23 protein-coding genes and 1 pseudogene are annotated in these 25,288 nt (G+C 36.8%); 12 read left to right on the top strand and 12 right to left on the bottom strand.

The genetic code is table 11. The features are described from left to right. Positions 1 to 57 precede the first annotated feature (57 nt). The 3 genes from JO40_RS13855 to JO40_RS03635 all read right to left on the bottom strand — a co-directional run bounded on the left by JO40_RS13855 (position 58) and on the right by JO40_RS03635 (position 2,254). Positions 58 to 210, bottom strand: a complete 153-nt coding sequence (locus JO40_RS13855) for a hypothetical protein (RefSeq protein WP_010696575.1) — start codon at positions 208 to 210, stop codon at positions 58 to 60. Between the two features lie 95 nt (positions 211 to 305). After that, a complete protein-coding gene (locus JO40_RS03640) occupies positions 306 to 1,094 on the bottom strand; it encodes a TrmH family RNA methyltransferase (RefSeq protein WP_044978060.1) in 789 nt (262 codons plus the stop codon). An 8-nt stretch (positions 1,095 to 1,102) separates the two neighbouring features. Next, positions 1,103 to 2,254: an iron-containing alcohol dehydrogenase gene (locus tag JO40_RS03635; protein ID WP_044979687.1), complete on the bottom strand. Its 1,152-nt coding sequence runs from the start codon at positions 2,252 to 2,254 to the stop codon at positions 1,103 to 1,105. Positions 2,255 to 2,385: 131 nt separating this feature from the next. On the opposite strand from JO40_RS03635, the gene fliQ reads away from it, so the two are divergent. The 5 genes and pseudogenes from fliQ (at position 2,386) to JO40_RS03610 (ending at position 8,226) form a co-directional block, all read left to right on the top strand. Continuing rightward, a complete protein-coding gene (fliQ, locus tag JO40_RS03630) occupies positions 2,386 to 2,655 on the top strand; it encodes a flagellar biosynthesis protein FliQ (RefSeq protein WP_044978059.1) in 270 nt (89 codons plus the stop codon). Positions 2,656 to 2,680: 25 nt separating this feature from the next. Next, on the top strand, positions 2,681 to 3,475 hold the full coding sequence (gene fliR / locus JO40_RS03625; RefSeq protein ID WP_044978058.1) for a flagellar biosynthetic protein FliR: 795 nt from the start codon (positions 2,681 to 2,683) through the stop codon (positions 3,473 to 3,475). Continuing rightward, positions 3,472 to 4,651, top strand: a pseudogene (gene flhB, locus JO40_RS03620) (flagellar biosynthesis protein FlhB). The gene fliR and the pseudogene flhB overlap by 4 nt, the downstream one beginning before the upstream one ends. Continuing rightward, the gene (flhA, locus tag JO40_RS03615) at positions 4,652 to 6,748 is read left to right on the top strand and encodes a flagellar biosynthesis protein FlhA (protein WP_044978056.1); all 2,097 of its coding nucleotides are present in this window, start codon (positions 4,652 to 4,654) and stop codon (positions 6,746 to 6,748) included. A gap of 98 nt (positions 6,749 to 6,846) precedes the next feature. Beyond that, complete coding sequence (locus JO40_RS03610) at positions 6,847 to 8,226, top strand: tryptophanase (protein WP_044978054.1); 1,380 nt, start codon at positions 6,847 to 6,849, stop codon at positions 8,224 to 8,226. Between the two features lie 110 nt (positions 8,227 to 8,336). Here JO40_RS03610 and JO40_RS03605 read toward each other — a convergent pair whose 3' ends face one another. Further along, positions 8,337 to 8,900, bottom strand: a complete 564-nt coding sequence (locus JO40_RS03605) for a flavin reductase family protein (protein WP_044978052.1) — start codon at positions 8,898 to 8,900, stop codon at positions 8,337 to 8,339. Positions 8,901 to 9,002: 102 nt separating this feature from the next. Next, positions 9,003 to 9,371, bottom strand: a complete 369-nt coding sequence (locus tag JO40_RS03600; RefSeq protein ID WP_002666419.1) for a DUF488 domain-containing protein — start codon at positions 9,369 to 9,371, stop codon at positions 9,003 to 9,005. Between the two features lie 330 nt (positions 9,372 to 9,701). Here JO40_RS03600 and JO40_RS03595 point away from each other — a divergent pair, with 330 nt between their 5' ends. After that, complete coding sequence (locus tag JO40_RS03595; protein ID WP_044978050.1) at positions 9,702 to 10,271, top strand: TetR/AcrR family transcriptional regulator; 570 nt, start codon at positions 9,702 to 9,704, stop codon at positions 10,269 to 10,271. Positions 10,272 to 10,541: 270 nt separating this feature from the next. Next, positions 10,542 to 12,260 carry an ABC transporter ATP-binding protein gene (locus JO40_RS03590; protein ID WP_044978048.1) on the top strand — a complete coding sequence of 573 codons (1,719 nt, stop codon included), beginning with the start codon at positions 10,542 to 10,544 and terminating at the stop codon, positions 12,258 to 12,260. Positions 12,261 to 12,287: 27 nt separating this feature from the next. Here the strand turns inward: JO40_RS03590 and JO40_RS03585 are convergent, their stop codons facing one another. Next, positions 12,288 to 12,743, bottom strand: coding sequence for a helix-turn-helix domain-containing protein (locus JO40_RS03585; protein WP_044978047.1), 456 nt, complete (start codon positions 12,741 to 12,743; stop codon positions 12,288 to 12,290). 191 nt (positions 12,744 to 12,934) lie between these two features. On the opposite strand from JO40_RS03585, the gene JO40_RS13850 reads away from it, so the two are divergent. After that, a complete protein-coding gene (locus JO40_RS13850) occupies positions 12,935 to 13,093 on the top strand; it encodes a hypothetical protein (RefSeq protein WP_158506568.1) in 159 nt (52 codons plus the stop codon). 137 nt (positions 13,094 to 13,230) lie between these two features. On the opposite strand, the gene JO40_RS03580 is transcribed toward JO40_RS13850, so the two are convergent. The 4 genes from JO40_RS03580 to JO40_RS03565 are packed head-to-tail and all read right to left on the bottom strand — an operon-like array spanning position 13,231 to position 17,688. Further along, positions 13,231 to 15,111 carry a Z1 domain-containing protein gene (locus JO40_RS03580; RefSeq protein ID WP_044978045.1) on the bottom strand — a complete coding sequence of 627 codons (1,881 nt, stop codon included), beginning with the start codon at positions 15,109 to 15,111 and terminating at the stop codon, positions 13,231 to 13,233. 55 nt (positions 15,112 to 15,166) lie between these two features. Next, positions 15,167 to 16,156: a restriction endonuclease PLD domain-containing protein gene (locus tag JO40_RS03575; protein ID WP_044978044.1), complete on the bottom strand. Its 990-nt coding sequence runs from the start codon at positions 16,154 to 16,156 to the stop codon at positions 15,167 to 15,169. Beyond that, positions 16,141 to 17,271, bottom strand: coding sequence for a DNA cytosine methyltransferase (locus JO40_RS03570; RefSeq protein WP_044978042.1), 1,131 nt, complete (start codon positions 17,269 to 17,271; stop codon positions 16,141 to 16,143). Before JO40_RS03570 ends, JO40_RS03575 begins: the two co-directional genes overlap by 16 nt. Continuing rightward, positions 17,272 to 17,688: a very short patch repair endonuclease gene (locus JO40_RS03565; RefSeq protein ID WP_044978040.1), complete on the bottom strand. Its 417-nt coding sequence runs from the start codon at positions 17,686 to 17,688 to the stop codon at positions 17,272 to 17,274. Positions 17,689 to 18,372: 684 nt separating this feature from the next. Here JO40_RS03565 and JO40_RS03555 point away from each other — a divergent pair. From JO40_RS03555 to JO40_RS03540, 4 genes are read left to right on the top strand one after another with little or no spacing between them, the layout of a single operon-like run. Next, positions 18,373 to 20,097, top strand: a complete 1,725-nt coding sequence (locus JO40_RS03555; protein WP_044978037.1) for an ABC transporter ATP-binding protein — start codon at positions 18,373 to 18,375, stop codon at positions 20,095 to 20,097. Continuing rightward, a complete protein-coding gene (locus tag JO40_RS03550; RefSeq protein WP_044978034.1) occupies positions 20,085 to 21,560 on the top strand; it encodes an ABC transporter ATP-binding protein in 1,476 nt (491 codons plus the stop codon). The genes JO40_RS03555 and JO40_RS03550 overlap by 13 nt, the downstream gene beginning before the upstream one ends. Position 21,561: 1 nt before the next feature. Continuing rightward, positions 21,562 to 22,272 carry an energy-coupling factor transporter transmembrane component T family protein gene (locus JO40_RS03545; RefSeq protein ID WP_002692196.1) on the top strand — a complete coding sequence of 237 codons (711 nt, stop codon included), beginning with the start codon at positions 21,562 to 21,564 and terminating at the stop codon, positions 22,270 to 22,272. A gap of 10 nt (positions 22,273 to 22,282) precedes the next feature. Further along, the gene (locus JO40_RS03540; protein WP_044978031.1) at positions 22,283 to 22,885 is read left to right on the top strand and encodes an MptD family putative ECF transporter S component; all 603 of its coding nucleotides are present in this window, start codon (positions 22,283 to 22,285) and stop codon (positions 22,883 to 22,885) included. 148 nt (positions 22,886 to 23,033) lie between these two features. On the opposite strand, the gene JO40_RS03535 is transcribed toward JO40_RS03540, so the two are convergent. Both JO40_RS03535 and JO40_RS03530 read right to left on the bottom strand, forming a co-directional pair. Then, complete coding sequence (locus tag JO40_RS03535; RefSeq protein ID WP_276324848.1) at positions 23,034 to 24,080, bottom strand: Fic family protein; 1,047 nt, start codon at positions 24,078 to 24,080, stop codon at positions 23,034 to 23,036. Positions 24,081 to 24,405: 325 nt separating this feature from the next. Then, on the bottom strand, positions 24,406 to 25,260 hold the full coding sequence (locus JO40_RS03530) for a helix-turn-helix transcriptional regulator (protein ID WP_245608987.1): 855 nt from the start codon (positions 25,258 to 25,260) through the stop codon (positions 24,406 to 24,408). Positions 25,261 to 25,288: the final 28 nt, after the last annotated feature.

Raw genomic sequence — 25,288 nt, 5'->3', positions numbered from 1 at the left:
CCTGCGGTACTTTTTTGCCTAACTCCTTGCATCTGCTCCGCCTATTTGCAAAAGTGCTCATACTATATAACCGCCACGGATGGCGGGGGTTCCGGCATTACGATGTTTTGAGCTTTGCTCAAAACTCGAAGTCAAAGACTGTACACGGATGTACAGTCTTTGACGGTCGACAAACACAGAGTCTTTGTATTTTCTGTTTGAAGTACTCATAACTGTTTCCTCACTTGTTGTATTATAGCACACTTACCGCAATTTTGTAAGATATTCTTTAATTTACCTTGGTGGTCTTTGCGGCTTATTTTAATTTAACCGGTTGTAAGGGCCTCACACCATTTTTGCATACAGATACCGAAGGCAACGCTTACATTTATCGAGGCCTTTATTCCATACATGGGAATGGTGATGATTCTATCTTCAGCTTTTTTTATAGCTTCGGGGCTTACTCCCAATTCTTCCGAACCGATAACGACAATTCCTTTTTTAGGAAACTCAAACTTTGAAATATCCGTTCCTCCCGTTTCAAGTACAATCAAAGGGAGCTCGGGAAGACCATCAAGGCCGGCTCTTTCCCATGGCAGATAGCCGGTACAGCCCATAGCCGTTCTTTTTGCCTTAGGATTTTCAGGAGAAACACAGTCATGAGACAAAAAAATTTTTTCTACCCCAAAAGATTCTGCCGTTCTAAAAATTGAACCTATGTTGAATGGTGTGCGGATATCTTCGGCATAGACATAAACCCCTTCAAAAAAAGTCCGTCTGAAATTTGCAATTTCATCGGCAGTAGAATTAGGTAAAATCAAGTCCCACTCCGAAGGTGCTATTTCAAGTTTTTTATACAGAGCATACCTTACAAAATTGATAATCTTTCTTTTCTCTTTTTCTTGCGGGTTTTCAATCCAATTTTGAATTTTTAAAGAAGAAACGGAATCCAAATCATCTGAAACAATTTTTAAGATGGAACGCAGATAAAAGACATCCAAAAATTCGTCAGCTTTGTTTTGAACAAAGGCATGTTCAGCTGATTCCAAAATGCGCAATATTTTGCGGCATCTTTGTTTTTGGGGCAGATTGTACAGTTTAAATATTTCCGGCATTTTTAATTTTAAAAGGCTTGTTTTATAATTTCAAAAATATCGTGATTTGCAAGCGGTCTTGGGTTATAGTTCATAAAACTCAGACGGGCAGCATCTTCTGCAACAGGTACAAGCGACTCGATAGTTAAATCTATATCTTTTAAGCGGACGGGCAAGTTAGCCTCAGCAAGCCGCCTGCGAATTTCTTCAATTCCTCTTTTTGAAACCTCTGCCGCATCTCCGCCTTCAAGCATTGTTTCACCAAGCATTCTTGCTACAGATACGGTTTTTGAAAGGCTTGAAGAAATAGCATCGTTAACTACATGAGGAAGTAAAATAGCCGAGATAAGCGGGCTGGATATTCTGTATCGCCCGCCTGCAGCAAGAGCTATCGCAGTTCCAAGGCCCGGGGCAGAAGCTGCAATTCCTATGGCTGAAAGGCAAGCAGCTTGAGCAATAAATTCCTCTCTAGGCATTCCGACAAGTTTTTCATGTTGAGGATCAAGAGAAATTAAAAATATTTCGACTGCCTTGCCGAGAATTGTTTCAGAAAAAAAGCTTCCTCTTGTCGAAACATAGGCTTCAAATGTAGAACATAGGCCTGCAAAAATCATTGAAGTCATTGCATTGGGTGCAAGGCCTGTGTATGTATTTGAATCGAAAATTACAAGATTGCATAAATCTTCATTTATTTTTAGCATATTTACGGTTCTATTTCTGGAATCTATAATGAAACTGGAATTCCCAAATAAAAAAGGGTCACAGCAAGTTGTGGGAATTTGAATAAACGGTAATGCTCCGGCTGTGATAGGCTCGCCTTCAATATATCGGTAAACAGGTTTATCCTCATTATAAAGAGCTGCAATAGCCCTGCCTAAAGCACATGCAGTCATATCTCCGCAGGCGATTACTCCCCTTATATGTGCTCCTCTTGCTAATGAAAGTGCTCTTTCTACGACTTCAGAATCAGCCGTTTTTTCAAAGCCGTTAAACACAAAAAGAGATATATGCTTTTCTTCAAGAGATTTTTTGATTTTATCTACCAAGCCCATGTCTTCAAAAAAAGGGTCTGCAATAAACATAAAATGATTCCCGAATTTTACAGCTTCTTCTCCGATGCGGGCAAGCGAGTAGTTTCCTAAAATAACCTTTGGTGAAATCTTAAAAACAAAATCTGCCATTTTTTTCAAATTCCTCTACAAGGTAAATTTTCGGCATATATTTTTTTAACTTGAATTTTAATTGCTGCCTTGAAAAATATATCTCTTTTGTTTATAATTATAGAAAATCCTAGGTCATTATGGAGGGGACTATGACTACAGGTACTATAGTTACTTTAATGCGTGAAGGTATAGGTATCATACTGATGCTTTCTGCACCTATCTTAATTGCAGCTCTTTTAGTCGGATTAATCGTTGCAATCTTTCAGGCGACTACTTCTATACAAGAACAGACGCTTACCTTCGTCCCTAAAATTTTAACTATTTTAGGAATGTTGGCCCTTTTGGCAAGTTGGATGATTACGGTGTTAAGAGAATATTTTGTTTCTTTAATGAATTTAATTCCTCAACTGGTAAGATAAACTAAAGGGGCTTTTAAAAAAATAAATGCAGCCTTTCGATTTTATCCTAAACAAAGAACCTATTTTTTTACTCGCAGCAGTCAGGATTTTTGCAATGCTAATGACATCCCCCCTAATGTCAATGCGCAATGTTTCAAGAATTGCAAAAGTTGCTCTTGCGGGCTTAACTGCATTTATGGTAACTCCCTATGCCTATCCCAACTTTATAAATTTAAATGCATTTAGCCTTGAATATCTTCTTTTACTCTTGGGTGAAGGCCTTATAGGTGTTTTAACAGGTTTTTTTATAAGCATTTTGTTTTCTACATTCAGTACGGCAGGACAGTTCTTTTCGTTTCAGATGGGCTTCGGTGCTTCAGGGGTTTTTGATGCCCTCGCTCAAGTTGAAAATCCCCTCATTGGTCAATATTTTAACTTTATTGCCGTGCTTATTTTTTTACGCATAAAGGGTTTTCAACGCCTTTTTTTAGGCGGTATAATGAAGGGGATAGAGCATGTCAACTGTTTTATGTTTTTAGAAAAGCAGGAAGAACTTGTAAGCTATCTTTTAAACGCAGTCGGGAAACTTTTTTTTAATGCAATGATAATTGCCTTACCGGTTATGGGAACTCTTATTTTAATTCACATAACAATGGGGCTTTTAACAAAGGCAGCCCCTCAGATGAATCTGCTATCGGAAGGTTTTCCCATTACTATTCTAACCGCATTTTTTATTTTGGCCATTGCTCTGCCTTTTTTTATAAACACTTTTGAAATTATGCTTGAAGAAGGTTTGTCGGATTTTTGGCGGCTTTTAGACAGTTTGAGGAGTACTAAATGATATCCGAAAAATCCCTCCTTTACCTAAGATATTTTTCGCAAGAAGAGCTTGTCCTCAATAAGAAGATAGGCTTGCAGTGGTTCGCTGCCGAAGATGAAGGCAGAACCGAAGAACCGACAGAATATAAAATACGCAAGGCCAGGGAAGAAGGAAGAGTTGCAAAAAGTCAAGACTTAAATGCGGCAATGGTTGTGCTGCTTCCCGTAATTACACTTATAATAATGGGTCCCTATATATTTAAATCTCTTATGCAGGTAATCTCTTTCTTTTTTGAACGCTGCACAACAGAGGAAGTTATAAACGGAGCTTGGTTCTGGATTTTTCTTACATATTTTTTTAAAACGGTTTTTCCGATAACGGCTGTAGCTTTAATTTCGGGAGTTTTGGGAAACATTATACAAAATAGAGGCTTTTTGTTTTCTACAAAGCCTATTAAACCTGATTTCAAAAGAGTTACTCCCAATTTTGCGAGGTTTTTTTAAAAGAGCTATATTTTCTGCCGAAGGGCTTTTTAATTTGGCCAAATCGCTTTTTAAGGTTGTTATTATAGGTTTTATAGGATACCTGGTTATAAAAAACAATATTACAAAGATGATAGCTCTTCTTCAATCAGATTTTACTAACTCAATAATCTTTATAGCAAAAACGGCGGCTCAAATATTAGTTTATGCCTCTATCGCTCTGGTTCTGTTAAGTATTCCCGATTACTTTTTTCAAAGACGTCAATTTTCAGAATCCTTAAAAATGTCAAAAACTGAAATAACCGATGAGTACAAAGAATTGGAAGGAGACCCGATGATAAAGGCTCAAATAAGCAGGCAGATGCAGGCAATTTTGCAAAAGACGGGAATCAAAAATGTTCCGGATGCCGATGTCGTTATTACAAACCCGACCCACTATGCTGTCGCTCTTCAATGGAAACAAGGCGTTATGCCTGCCCCAATGGTTATATCAAAGGGCGTCGATGCGGTTGCTCAAAATATAAAAAGGATTGCAAGAGAAAACAACATTCCTACTATAGAAAATGTTCCATTGGCTCGTGCCCTTTATGCTAACGTAGATTTAGGACAGATAATTCCAAGCGAGTACTATCAATCGCTTTCAATTATATTCTTAAAAATTTACTCGATGAAAGATAAACAAGCACTCAAAAGAAGAATGGAGGTAACTAGATAAATGGCCGAAAACAGAATTTTTAAGGAAGTACCGAATGTCTTTGTAGCTATAGGAACTATCATGGTAATATTTGTTATTATTCTTCCTCTGCCTACAGCTCTTTTGGACTTTTTTATGGCGTTGAATCTTATATTCAGCTTGATAATACTGCTCATAGTCTTATTTATAGATAAACCTACGGAGTTTACGGTTTTTCCTTCATTGCTTTTAGTCTCCACCATATTCGGTCTAGCTTTAAACGTTGCTTCCACAAGGCTTATTTTGACATACGGAGAAAAATTTGACGGAAAAATGATAGCGGCTTTTAGTCAATTTGTTATCGGCTCGGCGGGAAATCAAGGTTTGGTGATAGGCTTTGTAATCTTTATCATCTTGATTGCCGTTCAAGCCTTTGTAATTACAAAGGGTGCTACAAGAATTGCCGAGGTTGCAGCCCGTTTTGCCTTAGACTTTAATAATACCAGAAGCATGTCAATAGAAGCGGAATACAATGCAGGTGTTATTACTGAAGCCGAAGCCCGAAAGAAAAAAGAAGAATTACAAAGGTCTACAGACTTTTACGGGGCGATGGACGGCGCGAGTAAATTCGTTTCAGGAAATGTAAAAATAGGAATCTTTATAACGGTTTTAAATATTGTAGCCGGCTTAATTGTAGGTATAGTATTTAGAGAAGAAGAATTTACTAAAGCTATGCAGATGTACACAAGGTTTACCATAGGTGACGGACTTTTAGCCCAGCTTCCCTCTCTTTTTATATCGGTTGCAACAGGCCTTGTAGTAACACGCTCAGCTTCGACAGGTTCTTTTGGAAAAGACATTACGGATCAATTTTCCCGAAATTCAACCATATACTATGTAGCAGCTATCACTTTGACGGTCATGGCAGTTTTACCCGGCTTTCCGTCAATAATCTTAATACTCATTGCACTAAGCCTCGCCTTTTTAGGCTGGCGCTTACAGACAACAAAGGTAACAAGAGCGCAAAAAGAACAGGCAGCTAAAGACGCCCAAGCCGCATCGGAACAAGCAGCCAAGACTGAAACGGATGATACTAAGGCCGTAAGCCCATTAGACGATCTATCATTACAATTCGGATACGGTCTTATACCTTTGGTAGACGAAAAAAAAGGTTCTGAACTTATGTCTCGAATTAAACGCATAAGAAAAGAAATAGCCCTTGAAACGGGACTTGTAATGCCGATTATCAGAATTATGGATGCTATGAATCTTCCGCCTGATGAGTACTGTATTACAATACAGGGTGTAGAGGTTGCAAGATCAAAAATAAGGATGGGCGCATATTTGGCGGTAAATCCCGGAAATGTACAAGACGAAATTCCGGGCGAACCCACTTTGGATCCGGCCTTCGGCCTCCCTGCTATTTGGATTTCGGAATCAAATCGGGCAGCAGCCGAAAGAGCAGGCTACACTGTTATAGACCCGCCTTCCATAATAGCAACTCATTTAACACAGGTAATCAAAACACATGCGGATGATATTCTTTCAAGGCAGATGGTAAGCAACATCTTGGATTCAGCAAAAAAATTAAACCCGATTGTTGTTGAGGAAATTCAATCAAACGATAAACTCACATTAGGCGATTTACAAACAGTTCTTAAATGCCTTCTCAGAGAAAATGTTTCAATACGAAATACTCCTGCAATTCTTGAAACAATTTCAGACTATAGACGTATTACCGGCGATATGTATCTGATTGCAGAAAAAGTCAGGCAAAGACTTGGGCGGCAAATTGTTCAGCAATATTTAGGCGATGATAATGCCTTAAGAGCCTTTATGGTAGATTCGGCATTTTTTCAAACGGTTTTAGCAAGCCGTATAGATACCATTACAGGGCCTCAACCGGCAATCGACACTGAAGCTAAGAAAGCATGGCTTAGGGCTGTTCAAACGGCATACAACAACTTTAATTCTCAATTTGTAGGGATAGCCGTTATTCTGGTTCCTGAAGAAGGCCGCCTTCTCATAAAACGCCTTTTAGAATACGAAATGCCCATGGTTCCGGTATTATCAGTTCCTGAAATTCCAAAGGATATTTCAGTTATAGGTATGGGAACCATTACACCTGAGTCTGAATAAAAAGAGTAGAGGTATTTTGACACGGTATTTTAAGACCCTTGACAGTACAAAAAAGGCGTGTTAAACTAAGCGTCATAATAACTATAGGAGGCTTTTTAATGAAAAAGTATGTACCGGAACCGTTTAGAATTAAAATGGTTGAGCCCATCAAAATGACAACGCGTGAGGACCGTATTAAATATCTTGAAAAAGCAAAATACAATATGTTCAACTTACGCGGCGAAGATGTCTATATTGACTTATTGACCGACAGCGGAACTAACGCAATGAGCGATAAGCAGTGGAGCGGCGTCATGGTCGGAGATGAGGCCTATGCCGGAGGAAAAAGCTATTTTAAATTGGTTGAAGCAGGACAGGATATCTTCGGATATGAATTTATCCAGCCCGTTCATCAGGGTCGAGCTGCAGAAAAGGTTTTATTCCCCTTGCTTCTCAAAAAAGGCCAAGTTGCAATTTCAAATATGTTCTTTGACACAACTAGAGCTCACGTAACCTTAGCCGGAGGAAGACCTCTTGACTGTGTATGTAAGGAAGCAAAAAAACCTGCGGAATATGCACCTTTTAAGGGAAATATGGATGTCGAAAAGCTGGAGCAGCTTATTAACGAACATGGAAAAGAAAAAGTCGGTATGATTGTAATGACTATTACAAACAATTCAGCCGGAGGACAAGCCGTTTCAATTCAGAATATCCGTGATGTTGCTAAAGTTGCAAAAAAATACGGCATTTTGTTCAATATTGATGCAGCACGATTTGCAGAAAATGCCTACTTTGTAAAACAAAGAGAAGAAGAATTTAAGAACAAGCCTATTAAAGAGATTATCCGTGAAATGTTCAGCTATGCCGACACTTTTACGATGAGTGCAAAAAAAGATGCTATCGTTAATATGGGCGGTTTGATCGGTATTAAAAACAATCAAGAAATTTACCAAATGATTAAGGGTAACTGTATTTCTTTTGAAGGTTTTATTACCTACGGAGGCCTTGCAGGACGAGACCTTGAAGCCTTAGCTATCGGTCTGTATGAAGGTATTGATGAAGAATATTTAAGATACCGAAATGCTTCTATGGAATACCTAGCCTCTCAGCTCCTTGATGCAGGTGTTGCTATTCAAAACCCGGCAGGCGGTCACGGCGTTTATGTTGATGCAAACGCCATGTTCCCGCACATTCCGTATTATCAATTCCCCGGCCACACTCTTTGCGTAGAGTTGTATAAAGAAGCCGGAATCCGAACATGCGACATCGGCTCCTTTATGCTAGGAAACGATCCCGAAACCGGAGAACAAATCAAATCCGAATTCGAATTTGCCCGTCTTGCAATTCCGAGAAGAGTATACACCCAATCTCACTTAGATGTTATTGCAGGAGCTTTAATCAAAATTAAAGAAAGAGCCTCTCAGGTTAAGGGCTACAAAATTATCTGGGAACCCCCGATTCTTAGACACTTCCAAGCTCATTTGGAACCTATAAAATAACCGGATGCTTTAAAAAGTCAACCATACCGATTAGTCTTGTGGGCTAATCGGTGTTTTTTTAAAGGGGTTCTGTTGTTTATTCAGAAAGGATATTATTAAACACCGGTTCATTATTTAAGCTTTAAACCGTCTTTAAAGGCTTCACCGACACGCTCTGATACTTTGTAATATCCGTGTGTATATGGATCGAAGGCTATGGCATTTACTAACGACATATCAAGCTTTCCATTAGGCATAATACTTTCGTCAGCAGTTACATTGACAACCTTTCCTATAACACCGCAACCATATTTATTATCTTGATACTCAATAAATTCACATTCCAGACAAATCGGAAATTCGTTTATAACAGGAGCGTCAACGGTTTCCGCCTTGCTTGCGGTAAGACCGGTCTTCTCCAGCTTATTAGGAACCTTATTACCGGATGCAACACCAAAGTAGTCGGCTTCAAGTACATGAGCAGCATCAGCAATACTAACGGTAAAAGCGCCTCTCGCCTTGATATTTTTTACTGTCTTATGTGTTTCGGTCAAATTAAGAGCTATAATGGAACGTTCTTGCATAGTTCCCCATGCAGCGTTCATAACATTTATGCTTCCATCATCGTTATAGGTAGCAACCATTAATACGGGCATAGGAAAAATTCCTTCGGTAATATTTAATTTTTTTCTCATAGAAACCTCTTCTATACATAATTATATTCAAATTAACAGAAAAAACAAGTCTGATTTGCGCAAGATTTAATTGTATCACCTAAGATTACAACAGTACTGCTTTCAGCCGTTCAGAGCTTTTTCGATAAACCTTTGCAAAACGGGAATATGGCTTTGTTCAACATCTTTATTCGCATACAAAACTGTAACATTTCTATTTTTTAATTCGGCCTTGATTTTATCCGTAAAATCTTTTGTGCATGGATTTTGCACCAACTCTTTTGCGTACAGCTCCGAAAAAGTTTTGTAATCGATTTCGCCGCGGTGATAAGCTTGCCGCAAACCCGACGAAGGTGTAATTTCCTTTGCCCATTCGCTGATGCAGGCCTTTTCTTTCGAAATTCCGCGCGGCCACAGCCTATCCGCCAAAATCCTAAACCCGTCGCCTTTTTCCGGCAGATCGTACACCCGCTTCCACAACAATTTTCCCATAATTTCCCCTTTATTGATACTTATTATACGGCTGTTCTTTCATAGCTGCAAGGACTCTACCCCTAGATATCCCGGTCCAAAAATGCTATACTCAAATCACTATGAAAAACTATCCTTTTACGGCAATCTTGGGGCAAGATGAAATGAAAGAAGCCCTGATTCTTAATTAAACGTTTTTTATCTTTTATGTTAATATTTTTAAGAGGCATAGAGGTAAAATAAATAAAATTTGTTTACCTCTATTGACAAATATTGAATAAAGATTTATTATTAAATTATAATTCAGTATTGATAGAATAGAAAGGAGAACGTTTTGAGCGTGCGGGCGGTATGCAGGTATTAAAAGAAGAAGTCAAGGATAGAATTCTGACAGCTGCGGAAAAAGTATTTTATGAACAAGATTATAGAAGCGCAAAGCTGACGAATATTGCAGAACAGGCTGATATTCCTGTTGCGCTTATTTATACCTACTTCAAAAACAAAGAAGGCTTATTTGATGAAGTAGTCGCAGGTGTGTTAGATAACATCATTAAGATGATGGAAGATGAGGAAAAGATGGAGGCCGGAAGTCCCTATGAAAGATTTAATCGGGGCGGAGCATCTCAACTTCCCAAACTGTTAAAAAACAGAATTAAACTCATCATTTTGATCGACAAGAGCTCGGGAACGAAACATGAGAATGCAAAAGATATGTGGGTTAAACGATTGGAACAGCATATAAAAGACGGTTTAAAGAGATATTCAAAAACCAAGCACGATCCCATGCTTGCTCATATTTTGGCAAATAATTATGTTGAGGGACTTATGGAAATTGTACGGCACTATAAAAATGAAAAATGGGCAGAAGATATGCTCTTTGTTCTTAATAAGTGTTATTTTAACGGCGTGGAATCACTTTAGTATAGAAGAGAATTTATTCGTGCAGAGGGTTTAATACCCCGACGCTTACGTCGTAACAAAGGGTATTAAAGCCGACTGCAACCACCTTATAGAACACACAGTGCGAAACGTTGAGCACTGTGCCCCAAAGCTTACGTCAGGGTATGTTGATTTTAGGAGCGTTCAACCGCTCCTCATTTTATCTGTCAATATTGAATAAATATTCAATATTATTCAGTTTTAAAGATAAACGAATATACATGCGCATTATAGATGTAGAGAGGAGTAGATATGACTGAAAAGGAATTGAAAAAACAGGTGACGGGTAAAACCTTTTTGCCCAATATGCTGCTTGCATTTAAAATAGTGTTTGACTTACTACCGCAGGTTTTATTGGTACTGGTGATAAGCAGCTTATTTTCGGGAAAAGCGGAAAGGGAATATTTTAAAATGATTGCCGTAGGCATTTTCATCTCGTTTATGCTGAAGGCGTGTTGTAACTATCTTGCCGTAAAGACAGCTCATGACAGGGCTTTTAGTACATTGACGGAATTACGGCTTACCATAATTGAACACCTGAAAAAATTGAATTTAGGATTTTTTAAAAAGCATACTACCGGCGAGCTTACAAGCATTGTTGAACACGATGTAGAGCAGATTGAAATATATCTGGCGCACGGTCTTCCGGAAATTATGGCGGCAACCCTTCTTCCTGTTCTGGTTTTTATTGCAATGCTTTTTATAGATTACCGGCTCGCATTAATAATGATTGCAGGGGTACCGCTTATGTTCCTTGTACAACAATTATCTGCAAAGACCATGCAAAAAAAATTTCAAATATATTTTGAAAGAGAAATGCAGATGAGGGAAGACATGATGGAGTACGTAAAAAATATTGCCGTCATAAAGGCCTTTGCAAAAGAAGAGTGTTTTAGCGGCAGGACTTTGGATTCTGCACGCTCTTATGTGCAAGATGTAAAAAAAAGTATGGGTGCCGTTACGGGTCCGATGGTGCTTATCGATATTTTTATGGAAGCCGGTGCGGTATCGGTTATGATGTTAGGAAGTATACTGCTCTTACATAACAATATTTCTACCGCTCAGTTTATATTGTCCGTTATCTTATCTTCGGTATTTGTGTCGGCAATAAGTAAAACCGCAACGCTCCATCACTTTTCCATCGTGTTTACTGAAAAGCTCAAAAGCATAGCGGTGATTCTCTGTGCGCCTCTTGCAAAAGAAAAGGTCAGCGAAAAACTGAAAATGGGAGATATAGAATGTAAGAACGTACATTTTAAGTATGAAAAAGACGGCTTTGCGTTAAAAGATATTACTGTACAATGTAAAGAAACCACTTTAAATGCGCTTGTCGGGCCGAGCGGTTGCGGTAAAAGCACGCTTGCGAATCTTATCATGGGTTTTTGGGATGTTGATTCAGGTGTGCTCACAATTTCGGGTAAAGATATTTCACGCTATGATACGGACAGCATTTCCGCTCTTATCGGAAGTGTTCAGCAGGAAGTAATTCTTTTTAATATGAGCATCTTTGAAAATATCGCGATCGGTAAGGCGGGCGCTTCCGAAGCGGAAGTGATAGAAGCCGCTCAAAAAGCACGATGTCATGATTTTATTTCCGCCCTGCCTCACGGCTACAACACAAGGGTGGGAGAGATGGGGGTAAAACTTTCGGGAGGAGAAAAGCAAAGAATATCCATTGCCCGGATGATTCTTAAAAATGCCCCAATTCTTATTTTAGATGAAGCGATGGCTGCCGTAGACAGCGAAAACGAAAAACTTATAAACGAGGCGATCGAAGAGTTAAGAAAAAACAAAACGGTTATCACGATTGCGCATCATCTGAACACCGTACAAAACGCGGACAAAATAATCGTTATGGATAAAGGCCGCATACTAGATTCCGGCACACATGAAGAATTGATTTCGCGATGCACCTTTTATAAAGAAATGGTCGAAGCCCAAAACAAAGTAGACAACTGGCGAGTGGGGTAAAATTAAGAATTAATTTTATAGAAAAAACTATTTATCTTTATTTGCAGAAAGCAAAGCAGCTATAATACCTATAGCTGCCCCTATCCCAGCCAGCGCAAAACCAGCCCCTATACCCGCAGCTGAATTAGCAGCATCTTTTTTAGGATTTTCAGCAAGCTGCTGTACCGTTTTCCGTATAGCTTTTGCGGTTTCAATATCTAATGATGATAATTTTCTATAATTAATAAGTAGGCTATACTCCTCAGGTGTTAGTTCTTCATTGGTACATCCTTTCCCCGTCAATAAATATTCTACAGAAGTGTTAAAATAATGTGCTATCTGGTATATTTTATCAGCACTCGGAATCGATGGCGGTTCTGCTTTCATCCGGGTAAATATTTGAGGATTTATGCCTATTTCCTTTAAATCACTTAAGTTTATACCTTTCTCTTTTGCTAATATGCTAATACGGTGATAAACTTCTAAATAATTAATTGTATCCATAAATTATATCCTGTAATACCGAATACGGAAATATGATTTGATAAAATATTCAAATTAGGTATTGACATAATTTTATTTTCGGTATATATTTATATTATAGTTTCCATAAATGGAAATGTCAATAGTCTATGAAAATATAATGTCCCATATTTTTATAGGCTGCCATTCAGCGGGACATAAAGGAGAAAATTATGAAGGAAGTTTTTAACTCCTTAGGCGATTTAGCAACTCAACCTGATGAATATTTGCATAAACTTGGAGTAATCATTTTTTGGTTTGCTGCAGGGGCTTGTGTTGTAGGTGGAGGTTTATACCTTTCATTTCGTGATAGTGGAAACAAAAAAAGTTAGAAAATGATTCTAAACCTGTTACTATGCAGCAGTTGTATGTGCGGGTTAGTTCCTAGATAAACAGCTTTAAGCACAATAAAGATACCGGTTCAGCTTTGCCGGATGTACTGGTATCTTTGTTACGTGGTAATATAATTCTACTCCATTTTATAAAACACAAAACCGTCAGGCAACCTTATATTCGGCATCCAAAATGGTTTTCCAGACCAACCTTGCCTAGCTTCTCCTGTAAGTCTATACATAACCAAAAATACATCATTGCTGTAATCTGAAACAGTGTTCCTATCATCTGGAGAAAGCATAGTACCTGTACCTTTAGAAATATTGCGATCCCGTCTTACTAATAACTTACCTCGTCCGTTATTATTTTCTGATTTTGAAATCATACGGATTGCATTAATAAAATTTATTGAATTCCAGTCATTGTTATCTTCACTTGATATATTACTTAAGAGTTGTTCAATAAAATGAAGCGGAACATCTATAACCGATTTCTCAGTATAAGCAGATAGAAGATTATCTAATTTATCCAAATCAGAATTAATAGGAAATGCAGAAAAATAATTTACTCCGCCTGTTATTAAACGCAGGCATGATGATTTTATGACATTCTTACGCGTAGGACGTATTCCGTCAATATACATAAGCTGATTATTCTCTAAACCATGTTCTGTAAGATGTTTTATTAACACTGCTTGAGAGTTATTCAGCTCTTGAAATAATTTATGAATAAACGGAGGCATAAATAAGCGTATTAAAGCACGGTCTCTGTCATAACCGAACATACGGCAATGCTGCCAAAAAGTATCAGCTTGCGGTACTTTTGCCGTTCTTGAATAATATACTGTTTGTAAATTTGGAAAAGTAACACCCCTTCCAAGAGTATTTCCTCCTACAACGATATTAAAACCTGTATCAAATGTTCTTTCTGCATCTGATTTTGAATTTAGCGTTATAATATCTATTTCTGTATTAAATAATAAATCTTTTATGCAGACGTATATTTCAGGGAATTTTTTTATTTCCGGCTTTGTTGTATACAGATTTTTCCATTCATCTTCAAAATTCTTTTTAAGCTCGGTATCATCAGTATTTTGAAGCAAATCATTTAGAAATTCTCCTATTTTTTCAGCTATAATTTGATGTTCATGTATCCGCACACTAGGATGAATTAAAAAATTACAAGCGTCTCCGGTTCTTGATAATTTAATATGAGCACATACTATAAGAAAATTTAATACGGCAGATGCCAGGCCTTCTGATATTTCAGTATCAACTTTTTTTATATCTTTTATTTCTTCGTCATTTACATATCTGATACAATATGATTCGGGTTTTGAAAAGAAAAAATCTCCTCCTAAATATGCTTTTCCGGGAGGGAAGTAAATTATAAATTCGGGCTTAAATTCTGAGCCGTCTGTTTGAAGAAGTACTGCTTGCGGAGTTGCTGTAACTTGTAAATAAATGCATGATACAGCTGTATTTCTAATATCAGCAATATTTCTATTAATTGTACTGACTTCATTTTTATTTATTTTTGTATTTAAACTTGCTGCATCTGCTTCATCATCAATGATGAATAAAGAACGCCCATCAAGGAATTTACTGTTTATTATAATATTACGCCACTTTTTTAAAATCGAAGTATTTTTTTTGAGTACAATAATAACTGGTTTACGCATTTTATTCATTTTAAAACGTAGTTCATCATTTTCACCGCATATACAAAATTCAGAAAATACATCCAAGGCCCGTTTAAAAGTTTGTTCTTGAAGTCTTTTATTATCAGTAGTAAGCACAATAAAAATTTTAAAATCTCTATCGGCAGCAGCTGCAACAACTCCAAACATTTGTCCTGTTTTACCGCTTTGTACTTCTCCTAATAATAAACCGTTGACATTGCTTTGATAATTATAATCTGCTAAATGTTTTTCAAATATTTCACCAGTTACATTAAGGATTGTTTGTTTTGTTTCTTCATATTTTATCGAATTAATATAATGTTCAAGAAATTTCATTAGTGTACTCCGAAATCAAGATACCATAAATCAGGGATTGCTGTTTTTGTTAAGGTTATATTATTCCTTCCATATTTTTTAGTGTATTTTCCGTCACTTTTTCTCCAATATTCAGTGCTTTACTATTTTCCATCCGGCCTTTAAGCCATCTGCCTAAAATGCGTAAATCATCAGTACTCCTAAAATTTTTTGAATAGTCCCCCATAGTGCTGCATTTAAATTTATATCCGTCATCAGTTATTACATAAAAACTTTGTCCTTTTTTAGGATAGCCGGCAAGCTTTGTAATTTTACTTGAAACAATAATTTCTGCTTCATACCATGGGCGCGGAAGAATAGAACCGTTAGAAAAATTTTTTCGCCCTTTCCCAAAGTAACAGTTTAAGTGACTTTTTTCTTCCGGTTTTATTTCAATTTGAAATGTTATACCGATTTTCCGGCTTTGTATATCAGCTAATTCATTAGATGATACTTTTTCTACCAGTAAATAGTTCTCAAATAAGTCAGACGGAGGAAGTATTTTGATTCGATTTTTATCAATTTTATCTATCGGTTGACAATTTTTTTCTTGAAGCATATCAAGAAAACTATTAATTTGAAAATTTATATTTTCATCATCAGTAACTATATCAGTATCATAAATATGCTCTGCAGCACATATTTTTGTTAAATTACTTGATCCCAGAATAGAAGTTTCTTTTCCTTCGGAGTTTCTAAATAAGTATACTTTTCCATGATATTTTACAGCTGCTGCTAAATAAATATTTCCTAATTGTTTTTCTTGAAGGATATCGGCAAGGCTGCACAAAGCCTCATATTGCCCGTATGAAAAACCTTCAAATAGATGCATTCCTACAATTAGAGTAAGCTCTAATTTAAAACCTGATTTATATAATGCCAATAAGTCAGCTATAGCATCTTCAGAAATATATCCGCTTGCAGCTTTTAATCTGCTGGATTTTTCTAATAATGTATAAAATGTATCTTCAAATTTTTTGCATGGTGTTTTTATCGGCTGATAGTTTGAATTTAAAAGTTCGAGCATTTTTTATCTTTTCCTCTATTACGGCAATTTTCATCAAATTCAAGCTGCTCCTTAATTGTTAGGCTTTTTAAAATTTGACCTACTTCTTTTATATCAGTCCTAATGTATTTTTCTGTAAATAATGGATATAGCGTTTTTGCAAGCAGCCGGACTCCTTGAGGCGGAACAGCATTTCCAATTTGCCTTCTTACTTCCGTAACAGAACCTTCAAAAATAAAGTTGTCATCAAACGACTGTAATCTTGCCCGTTCTCTATTTGTAAGAGGGCGCGGTTCAGGGTAGTGATACCCCCAAGTACCGCCTCCTCCGGCAGCTATAATCGTTTTTGCCGGCTCATTTCTATTTATCCTCCGGTATACATGACTTATCATGCCCTTTACATATAAAGGATTATCTTCCGGAACATCCGTGAAATTTCCGCCTTCCGGTATAAGATTAAGTAATTTTCTAGTCTTTTCAGCAATATTCATGTGCTCATTATTGTATTTAACATTTTCAACACCTTCCAGTGCTTGTCCTGCTGTAATATACGGTTTTTGGCCACGGGGACCATGAGTAGGTCCAGGATGTATAAAATTAAATTCTTGATCCAGCCGTATCCCCACAATGATTACCCGTTCACGGAACTGAGGTACTCCATATTCGGCAAAATTATATAATTGTATTTTAACCATATATCCGGGCGAAATATTGCTGAAGTCTTCCACCATTTGTTTAATTGCTTTTCCCCTGTTTGCTGTAAGCAGCCCTTTGACATTTTCGGCAACAAATGCCTTAGGTCTTTTTGCAGCTATAAAACGCAAATAGTTCTTGTATAAATTTCCTCTATCACCGTCTAATCCCGGCTGCTTCCATATAATCGAAAAATCCTGGCAAGGGAACCCTCCTAAAATTAAATCGCATTCAGGAATGGATTTATCATGTGCAGGGTCTATTTCTTCTATATTTTTTTCTGTAATTACATTGCCGAAGTTTTTTCTAAAAGTCGCTGCTGCCCATTTATTAATGTCATTTGCCCAAACTGTTTTATATCCCTCTTTATGGAAACCGTAATCTAGACCTCCGCAGCCCGAAAAAAGAGAGATTACATTTACAGTTTTATCATTTTTAACCATTCAATTCTCCAATTCTTCTAAAAATATTTCAAATTTTAAAACCGCCTTACTTATATCCTTTATTTCACATTCCCAAATAACTAGAACATTCCAGCCTTGCTCTTTCAATTCTGCATAATTTTTTTTATCACGCAAAACATTTTTCTCTAATTTTTCATCCCAATATTCATTACGGCTTTTGGGTTTATTTCCCCGCTTACAATTTTCGTGTTTATGCCAGAAACAACCGTTTATAAAAATAACCGTTTTGTATTTTTTAAGTACAATATCAGGTTTTCCCGGTAAGTTTTTAGCATAAAGTCTATACCGGTAGCCTTTTTTATGTATTGCCCTACGGAAAAGTATTTCCGGTTTAGTATTTTCAGACCGTATTCTACCCATATTCCATGAACGTTTTTCAGCTGTTAAGTGATCCATAATACCAATACGGCATTATAACATATAATGATTTTTTTTTCATCAGGTCAATAGTACTTTTCAGTAAAAATTAAACATAACTATTCAGTTCCACTATATATAGCGTTAAATATTCCATATACGTTACATATAGCGCTTGATTTTATTAAAAAAGCTGAAAATAGCCGTTTTTCGGCACAGGTGCTGAATAGTTACAATTAAACATTGATATTTTCATCTAATACCTTGCACAAACTCCGCATTACAGTTATACTGATAATACTGAATATCTATTCGGTATTGAGACTCATAATTAGGAATTGGAGAAATGTTGAAACATTTTACATAAGTGCTCGGTGTTTCAACGTCGAGTTTCGTACTTCTGTCACGGATAGCGGTGATTAAAGCTCTATCGAGTTTTTGCGTAAGCAAAAATACTCGAAGATGAAAAATGTACACGGATGTATATTTTTCATCGAAACATCGCTTAGGAGCGGCGTATGCATTATGCAAACTACAAGCATAGGATAATCGGCTTGTAAAAATATAATTCCACCACTTTGCTGATGATGCCGGTTTCCAAAGGCTGGCGAAGCCTTTGGCAGACGGAAAAGATAGGAGGGGTTTGGGGAGGAAAGTTCTGCCAGCGCAGCTTCAAGGCAAACCTGTTCTGTCGGGTTGTCTTTCCTCCCCAAAGGAGAATGTATGTATAAAGAATTATTTGCATTTTTGAGTAAGAGGGGAAAAATCGATGTATGTATTTCTTCTCTGTTTTTTACCTTGTACGGATTGAGCTCCGTGGGGATGTTACTTACGGTGTTTTCGATTTTGTTTAAGATTGCTGCCGGGACTGATGTGCAGGGACTCTACGGGGCTTTTGCAATGCTGATAGGCTTGGTCATTTTTAAGGGGCTTTGCAATATGATTGCCGACTTAAAAAAGCACGGAGCCGGCTTTGATGTGGTGCAGCAAATACGGGAGCGGATGATTGTAAAATTAAAGCTGTTTAGTTTGGGCTTTTATACGAATGAACGGCTGGGAGAATTAAATACAATTCTTCATAAAGATGTGGACAATATGTCCATGGTAGTCGGTCATATGTGGCCGCGGATGTTCGGTGATTTTCTCATTGCTCTTGCGGTATTTATAGGTCTTTGCTTTATCAACCTTAAAGCAGCCCTTGTTATGGCCGCGTCGATTCCGCTTTCGCTTGCCTATCTTTTTTACACAATTAAAGGAGCACAAAAAACGGAACATAACAATAATTCCGCCCTTGCCGATATGGTGAGTTTATTTGTTGAATATGTACGCGGTATTCCGGTGCTCAAAAGTTTTTCGCATAATAAAAGTCTGGATAATGAACTTTTTGAAAAGACAAAAAAATTCGGAGAAACAAGTAAGGCTGCTTCCCGTTTTAAGGCAAGACAGCTTTCGGTTTTTTCGTTTTTAATCGATGCAGGGTATTTTGTTCTTTTCATTTATTCAGGTCTTGCCGCGTTATGTGGAAGCATTGATGTGCTCAGCTTTATGATTATTGCAGTCATTTCAAAAGAATTTTATAAACCTTTTGCAGCGATGGAAACACACTATATGTATTATGTGTCTGCCGTAGACAGCTATCACCGCTTGGGAAAAATTCTTCATGCCGAGGTAATAGCCGATAAAACGGACGGAGTTACTCCTGCAGAAAACGATATTGTTTTTAAAGATGTAGCATTTTCTTATGAACAAGATGAGTTCAAAATGAATGGAGTAACTTTTTCCGTTCCGGAAAAAACGATGACTGCGCTTGTAGGAGAATCGGGAAGCGGTAAGACGACGGTTACGAATTTGCTGTTGCGGTTTTACGATGTGCAAGGCGGAAGTGTTACGCTCGGCGGTACCGATATTCGGGATATTCCCTACGATGAACTTTTAGATCGCATCAGCATTGTTATGCAAAATGTTCAGTTATTTGATAACACCATTGAAGAAAATATCCGGGTAGGAAAAAAAGAAGCAACAAAAGAAGAAATCATCGAAGCTGCAAAAAAGGCAAAGATTCACGATTTTATTATGAGCTTGCCGAAAGGCTATGAAACGGATATAGGCGAAAACGGAGGTCTCTTATCCGGCGGACAAAGACAGCGGATTTCCATTGCACGCGCCTTTTTAAAAGATGCTCCGATTTTAATCCTCGACGAGATGACCAGTAATGTCGATCCCGTAAACGAGTCTTTAATACAGGATGCCATTACAGAACTTGCAAAAAACAGAACGGTCATAGTGATCGCTCATCATTTAAGGACTATTCAAAAGGCAGATCAAATCCTTGTGTTTCAAAAAGGCTGTCTTATCGAAAAAGGAAAACACGATGAACTTTTGGAAAAGGACGCTTACTATGCTCGGCTTTGGAAAGCACAATACGGGAGCGGAATGTGCTCTCGCTAAAAGATATTTCGTATAAAACAAGGACAGGTCTTCTCATTCTCGACAATATAAACCTCGAAATAAAAAAAGGAGAATTTGTTGTCATTACCGGAAAAAGCGGAAGCGGGAAGAGTACACTCGGCTCTGTTATCAACGGCCTTATCTCGCATTTCTATGACGGAGTATTAACGGGCGAAGCTCATCTAAACGGAAAAGATATACGCACTATGGAGCTTTCACAAATAGGCTGCATGGTAGGCTGTGTATTCCAAGACCCGCGAAGTCAGTTTTTTATGACCGATCCTTTTAGTGAAGCGGCATTCGGCTGCAGCAATATGCTTTTGAACAGGGAAGAAATACTGAAAAGGGTAGACAACAGTTTGAAACTGCTTGGAATAAATCATCTAAAAGAGAAGAGTATCTTTAAACTTTCAAGCGGTGAAAAACAAAAACTGGCTATCGCGTCATGCTATGCGATGTCGCCTGACATTTTTTTGTTCGATGAGCCTACAGCTAATCTGGATATTCATTCCATCTTTGATTTGGAAAACATATTACGGAGCTTAAAAGAAGAAGGAAAAACCATTATCGTTTTGGAGCATCGATTATTTTATCTTTCGGCCTTATGCAGCCGTATGCTCGTTATGGATAAAGGAAGAATTACGGGCGAATACTCAAAAGATGAATTTTTTGAGCTGCAAAAAAACAATAAAAATATTCGACCCATATATTTGGAAAATCTCGATACGGTTCATTCTAAAAGTATTATCGATAAAACCACCCCATTGTTTGAAATAAAAAATATTTCATATTCACATTCAAAACAGGAAAAAACCGATGTGCTTAAAGACATATCGATAAGAGCTTATGAAAAAGAAGTTATCGGCATTATCGGTGAAAATGGAGCGGGTAAAACAACTCTTGCTAAATTGTGTACAGGCTTATTAAAAGAAAAAAGCGGAAACGTTTTGATTAAAGGAGAAAAGCGTAGCTATAAGAAAAGAGCGGGGCGTTTGTATTTTGTCATGCAGGACTCAGACTTTCAACTTTTCGGTAACACCGTAGAGGATGAATTGGATATAGGAAAAAAAGGCGGCGGTTTGAGCGGCACGGAAAAAGAAACCGTTTTATCGGATTTTGAAATTCTTGATTTAAAGGAACGGCATCCTCTTGCTCTCTCAAGAGGTCAAAAGCAACGGCTCACCATTGCAGCGGCTTTTTGCAATAACTGTAAGATACTTTTTTTGGATGAACCGACAAGCGGCTTGGATAAACATTCTATGGATTTAGTTTCTAAAAGTATTCTCACTGCGGCAAATGCAGATAGGCTTATATTTGTAATATCGCATGATTATGAATTTTTACTGTCTGTCTGCAACAGAATTATTTATTTAAAAAGCGGAATGGTTCACGCTGATTTCAATTTAAATAATGATACCAAGAAAATGCTCTGGGAGCTTTTAAGTAAAAAGGAGGAAATGTGAAGTGAATACAAAAAGAAAAGCGGACCCGAGAACGGTACTCGGCATTGTATTTATTTTTATCTCGTTCGGTCTTGCCGTCAATAAGCCTCTCCCCTCACATGTTTTACTTATTATTTGTAATTTCTATTTATGGGATGTACGCGCTTATCGTGAATCCGTTTTATATAGCGGAATGTATAGTATCATTGCCGTGTCGATGTTTTATATTCATTATATTCCGAATTCGACAATTGCTCTCATGATTGTATCTTTAAGTTATTTTATTCAAAAATTCGTTATTGCGGTTATGATGATTATATTCTTGAAAAAGAAAACTTCCATGCCCTCTATTATATCGGCTATGCAGACGATGAAATTTCCAAACATAATAGCAATTCCCTTAATCGTTGTATTTAGGTATCTCCCGTCCTTAAAAGAAGATTACGGCTGTTTAAAAGACAGTTTAAAAATAAGAGGAATTTCTATTTCGGGCTTACGGTTTTTAATTCATCCCATTCGTTCTTTAGAACTTATAATTGTTCCGATTTTATTTAGAAGTCTTCGCATAGCTGAGGAACTTTCCACATCGGTTTTGCTGAGAGGAATTGAAAATTATAAAAACAGAACAAATATCTATCCGCTCAAATTTACGAAAACGGATTTTGTATATGGATTATATACGGCTATTGCTGTGGGTGCGGTATCGTACTTACAGTTTAGTAATATTTTTTAAGGAGAATGTCATGGAAACAAAGACAAACAAATTGAATGCACGGGATTTTATTTTTATCGGAATCTTCGCTGCGGTTGCACTATTAATTTTCTTTATTACGGGAGCACTCGCTGCATTAACGCTTTTCGGCACGATAGCCAATATCCCGATTACGCTGTTTTTTGTATCGATAGCATTTATGCTGGCGGTATCAAAGGTAAGAAAAACGGGCGTCTTTTTTATTATGGGGATAATTATCGTTTTACCGGGATTTATGGCAGCAAACGGAATAGGCGTCGGCCTTTCAATTATCGGCTGGTTCATTGCGGAGACTCTTGCGTCAACGATGAAGTACAAAGATAAAAAAGCAATTATTCTGTCCTATGTGCTGGGCTCCACATTGCAGACAGCCTTGTTCACCCTGCCTATGTATCTTTCGCATGGAGAATACTTTGTGCAAAGAAAGGAGATTTTACATTTAACGGATGAAGCTTTACAACAGTATTTGCACGTTGTAGGCTCATGGCAGATGTACGGTTCTATGATTGCATTGACGGTTATAACAAGTTTCGCGGGAGCGTGGCTTTCTATGTGGATATTAAAAAAGCATTTTGAAAAAGCGGGGATGGTATAGGAGATAGGAAACAAAAATTAAAATTTTCCCCTATAAATACTTCTTAGATTTTTTTTCGTTAAAAGAAAAGAGTGTATAACAATCAGTCGTGCTAAGTCTTTTTGCATAATAAATTCAAAAATTAGTCTTATAGACTAATCGGTATTTTTCAAAAATAATCTATTGTTCCTTCAGAGAGAATATCAACATATTGTCTATATACATACTGTTTATACCTCTGCTTATCTTCAACCAGTTCTAAAATTTTAAGTTCCGTTAAAGTTTCCAATAGTTTATTTACAGTCGGTTTACTTAAACTCAATAAGTGTCTAACATCTTCTGTTTTTAAAAACGGATGTTTTAGTGCATACTCATACACTGACAGAAGATTTGAAACATTTCCTTTTTGTATGGTACGAATTTTTTCCGTATCGTCTTTTTTTAATTTTATAATTTTTTGAATTGAGACAATTGCATTTTCAGATACTTCGCATATTCCTTGCATAAAAAATTTAATCCATGTTTCAAATTCTCCTTTTGTACGGACATTATTTAGGAGTTCATAATATATATTTCTATTTTGCTTAAAAAAATAACTCAAATATAAAACAGGATATTCTATCAGTTTTTCTTTTTTTAAAAATAATATGATGAGCAATCGTCCCATTCTACCATTGCCATCTAAAAACGGATGGATGGTTTCAAATTGATAATGGATTAATGCAATTTTTATTAGGGCAGAAATTAAACCATCCTCATACATGTATTTTTCTAAATCATTCAGTGCATCATTCATCTCGTCAGGAGCAGGAGGAACAAAACTTGCATTATTTAACATACATCCGGCAGGTCCAATCCAATTTTGTGATTTTCTAAACTCTCCCGGCGCTTTTTCATCATCACGCACATTCGCTAAAAGAACAGCATGTGTTTCTTTGATTAACCTCATACATAAAGGTAATTCCGTCAATCTTTGGAATGCATAATTTGCGGCTTTTATATAATTGACTATTTCTTCTGTTTCTTTTATTTTCTCGTTATTTCTATCTTTTTGCAAAACATCAATCAGCGATGCTTGTGTTCCTTCAATTTGCGAGCTGATAACTGCTTCTTTTTGTACATACATAGATACAAAAAGGTCTATATCAGGTATGGTAATAGCCATACCGTCCAATCTTCCTAGAAGCAGATGAGCCTTATTTACCAAAAAATTCATTTCATCATCTATATTGAGTTTTATATCCTTTAAATTATGCGGAATAAAACATTCGTAATCGGTTTGTGTTTTTTTAATTTTCCTGCTCTGTTTGTTTTTAATTTCATTATTTTTAACCTTTTAAGTAAAGAGAATTTTACTTAAAATAATCATATCAGTTATAAGTAAAATAATCAAGTGTTTTTTTTACTTAAAATTCGATATTTATAATATATCAGCTCGTTCAGCCATCTGTTTTATTTGATTTTTCCAGTCGGCTGCAAAAACTTTAGGCTCAATCGGTAGTACATTTGCTCCTTGAGCCAAAACCCATTCCATAATGACATCATCTTGCAGAAGAAAAAATAATTTCGGTGCAGCCTTCTTCGTCATAGTCGGTTATTTTTTGATCATCAGCCCAGATTTTGTCTTTTACATATTGACGAGCCGGACCGTAAAAACGAATCTTATATTTTCGAATAGCAGTTGAAATAAAAATTCCAAATTTACCTCCTCCGCATCGGGATGAAAATTCATAATCTTGAGGCAGCGTAAAATTGTCATCAGTGATGATAAGATTTTTAATTCGTGAAAGACAAAACAGGCGTTCCGCATTTCGCAGTTCGCAAAATCCGAATAAAAAACATAATCCATCATCCAATAAAATCTGATACGGGCGTACACGGCGATGAGTTGTTTCGGTATTATGTCTCCCGTTATAATCAAATTCTATAATCGAATTATTTTTCATAGCAGAATAAATAGTATTCCAAATTGTTTCATCAATTATTATGGGCGAAGCTGGAGGCACGGCAATCCTGTCAATAAAATCCGTATTTCCCCTTATCTCGGAAAAGGTCATTAAATTAATAACATTGCATAGATCATCATAAATAGGAGTTCCCTTATAATTAGATAAAAGAATTTTTGCAGACGAAAGAGCTATTAAGTTTTTTGCCGAAATACTGTTAAGAGGCATATTATATTCTTGAGTATAATAATATCCTTTTTTTGCCGAGTCATATTCTATAGGAGCTAAAAACCTATCACGCAAAAATTCTATATCCCTGTTTATTGTCGGAATACTACATTCAAGTTTTTTACTCAAAAAAGTACAGTTTGGATATTTTCCGGCCTTAATTCTTTTGTGAATATAAATAAGCCTTTCAAGCATTTGATGATTGGGTTTTGTTTCTTTCATATTTACAATTATAACAGAAAAAATAGGT

Source organism: Treponema putidum, from assembly GCF_000755145.1.
In the GTDB taxonomy this organism is placed as follows: domain Bacteria; phylum Spirochaetota; class Spirochaetia; order Treponematales; family Treponemataceae; genus Treponema_B; species Treponema_B putidum.
The sequence above is the reverse complement of the archived record's forward strand: the minus strand, read 5'-3'. Positions and strand labels throughout refer to the sequence as shown.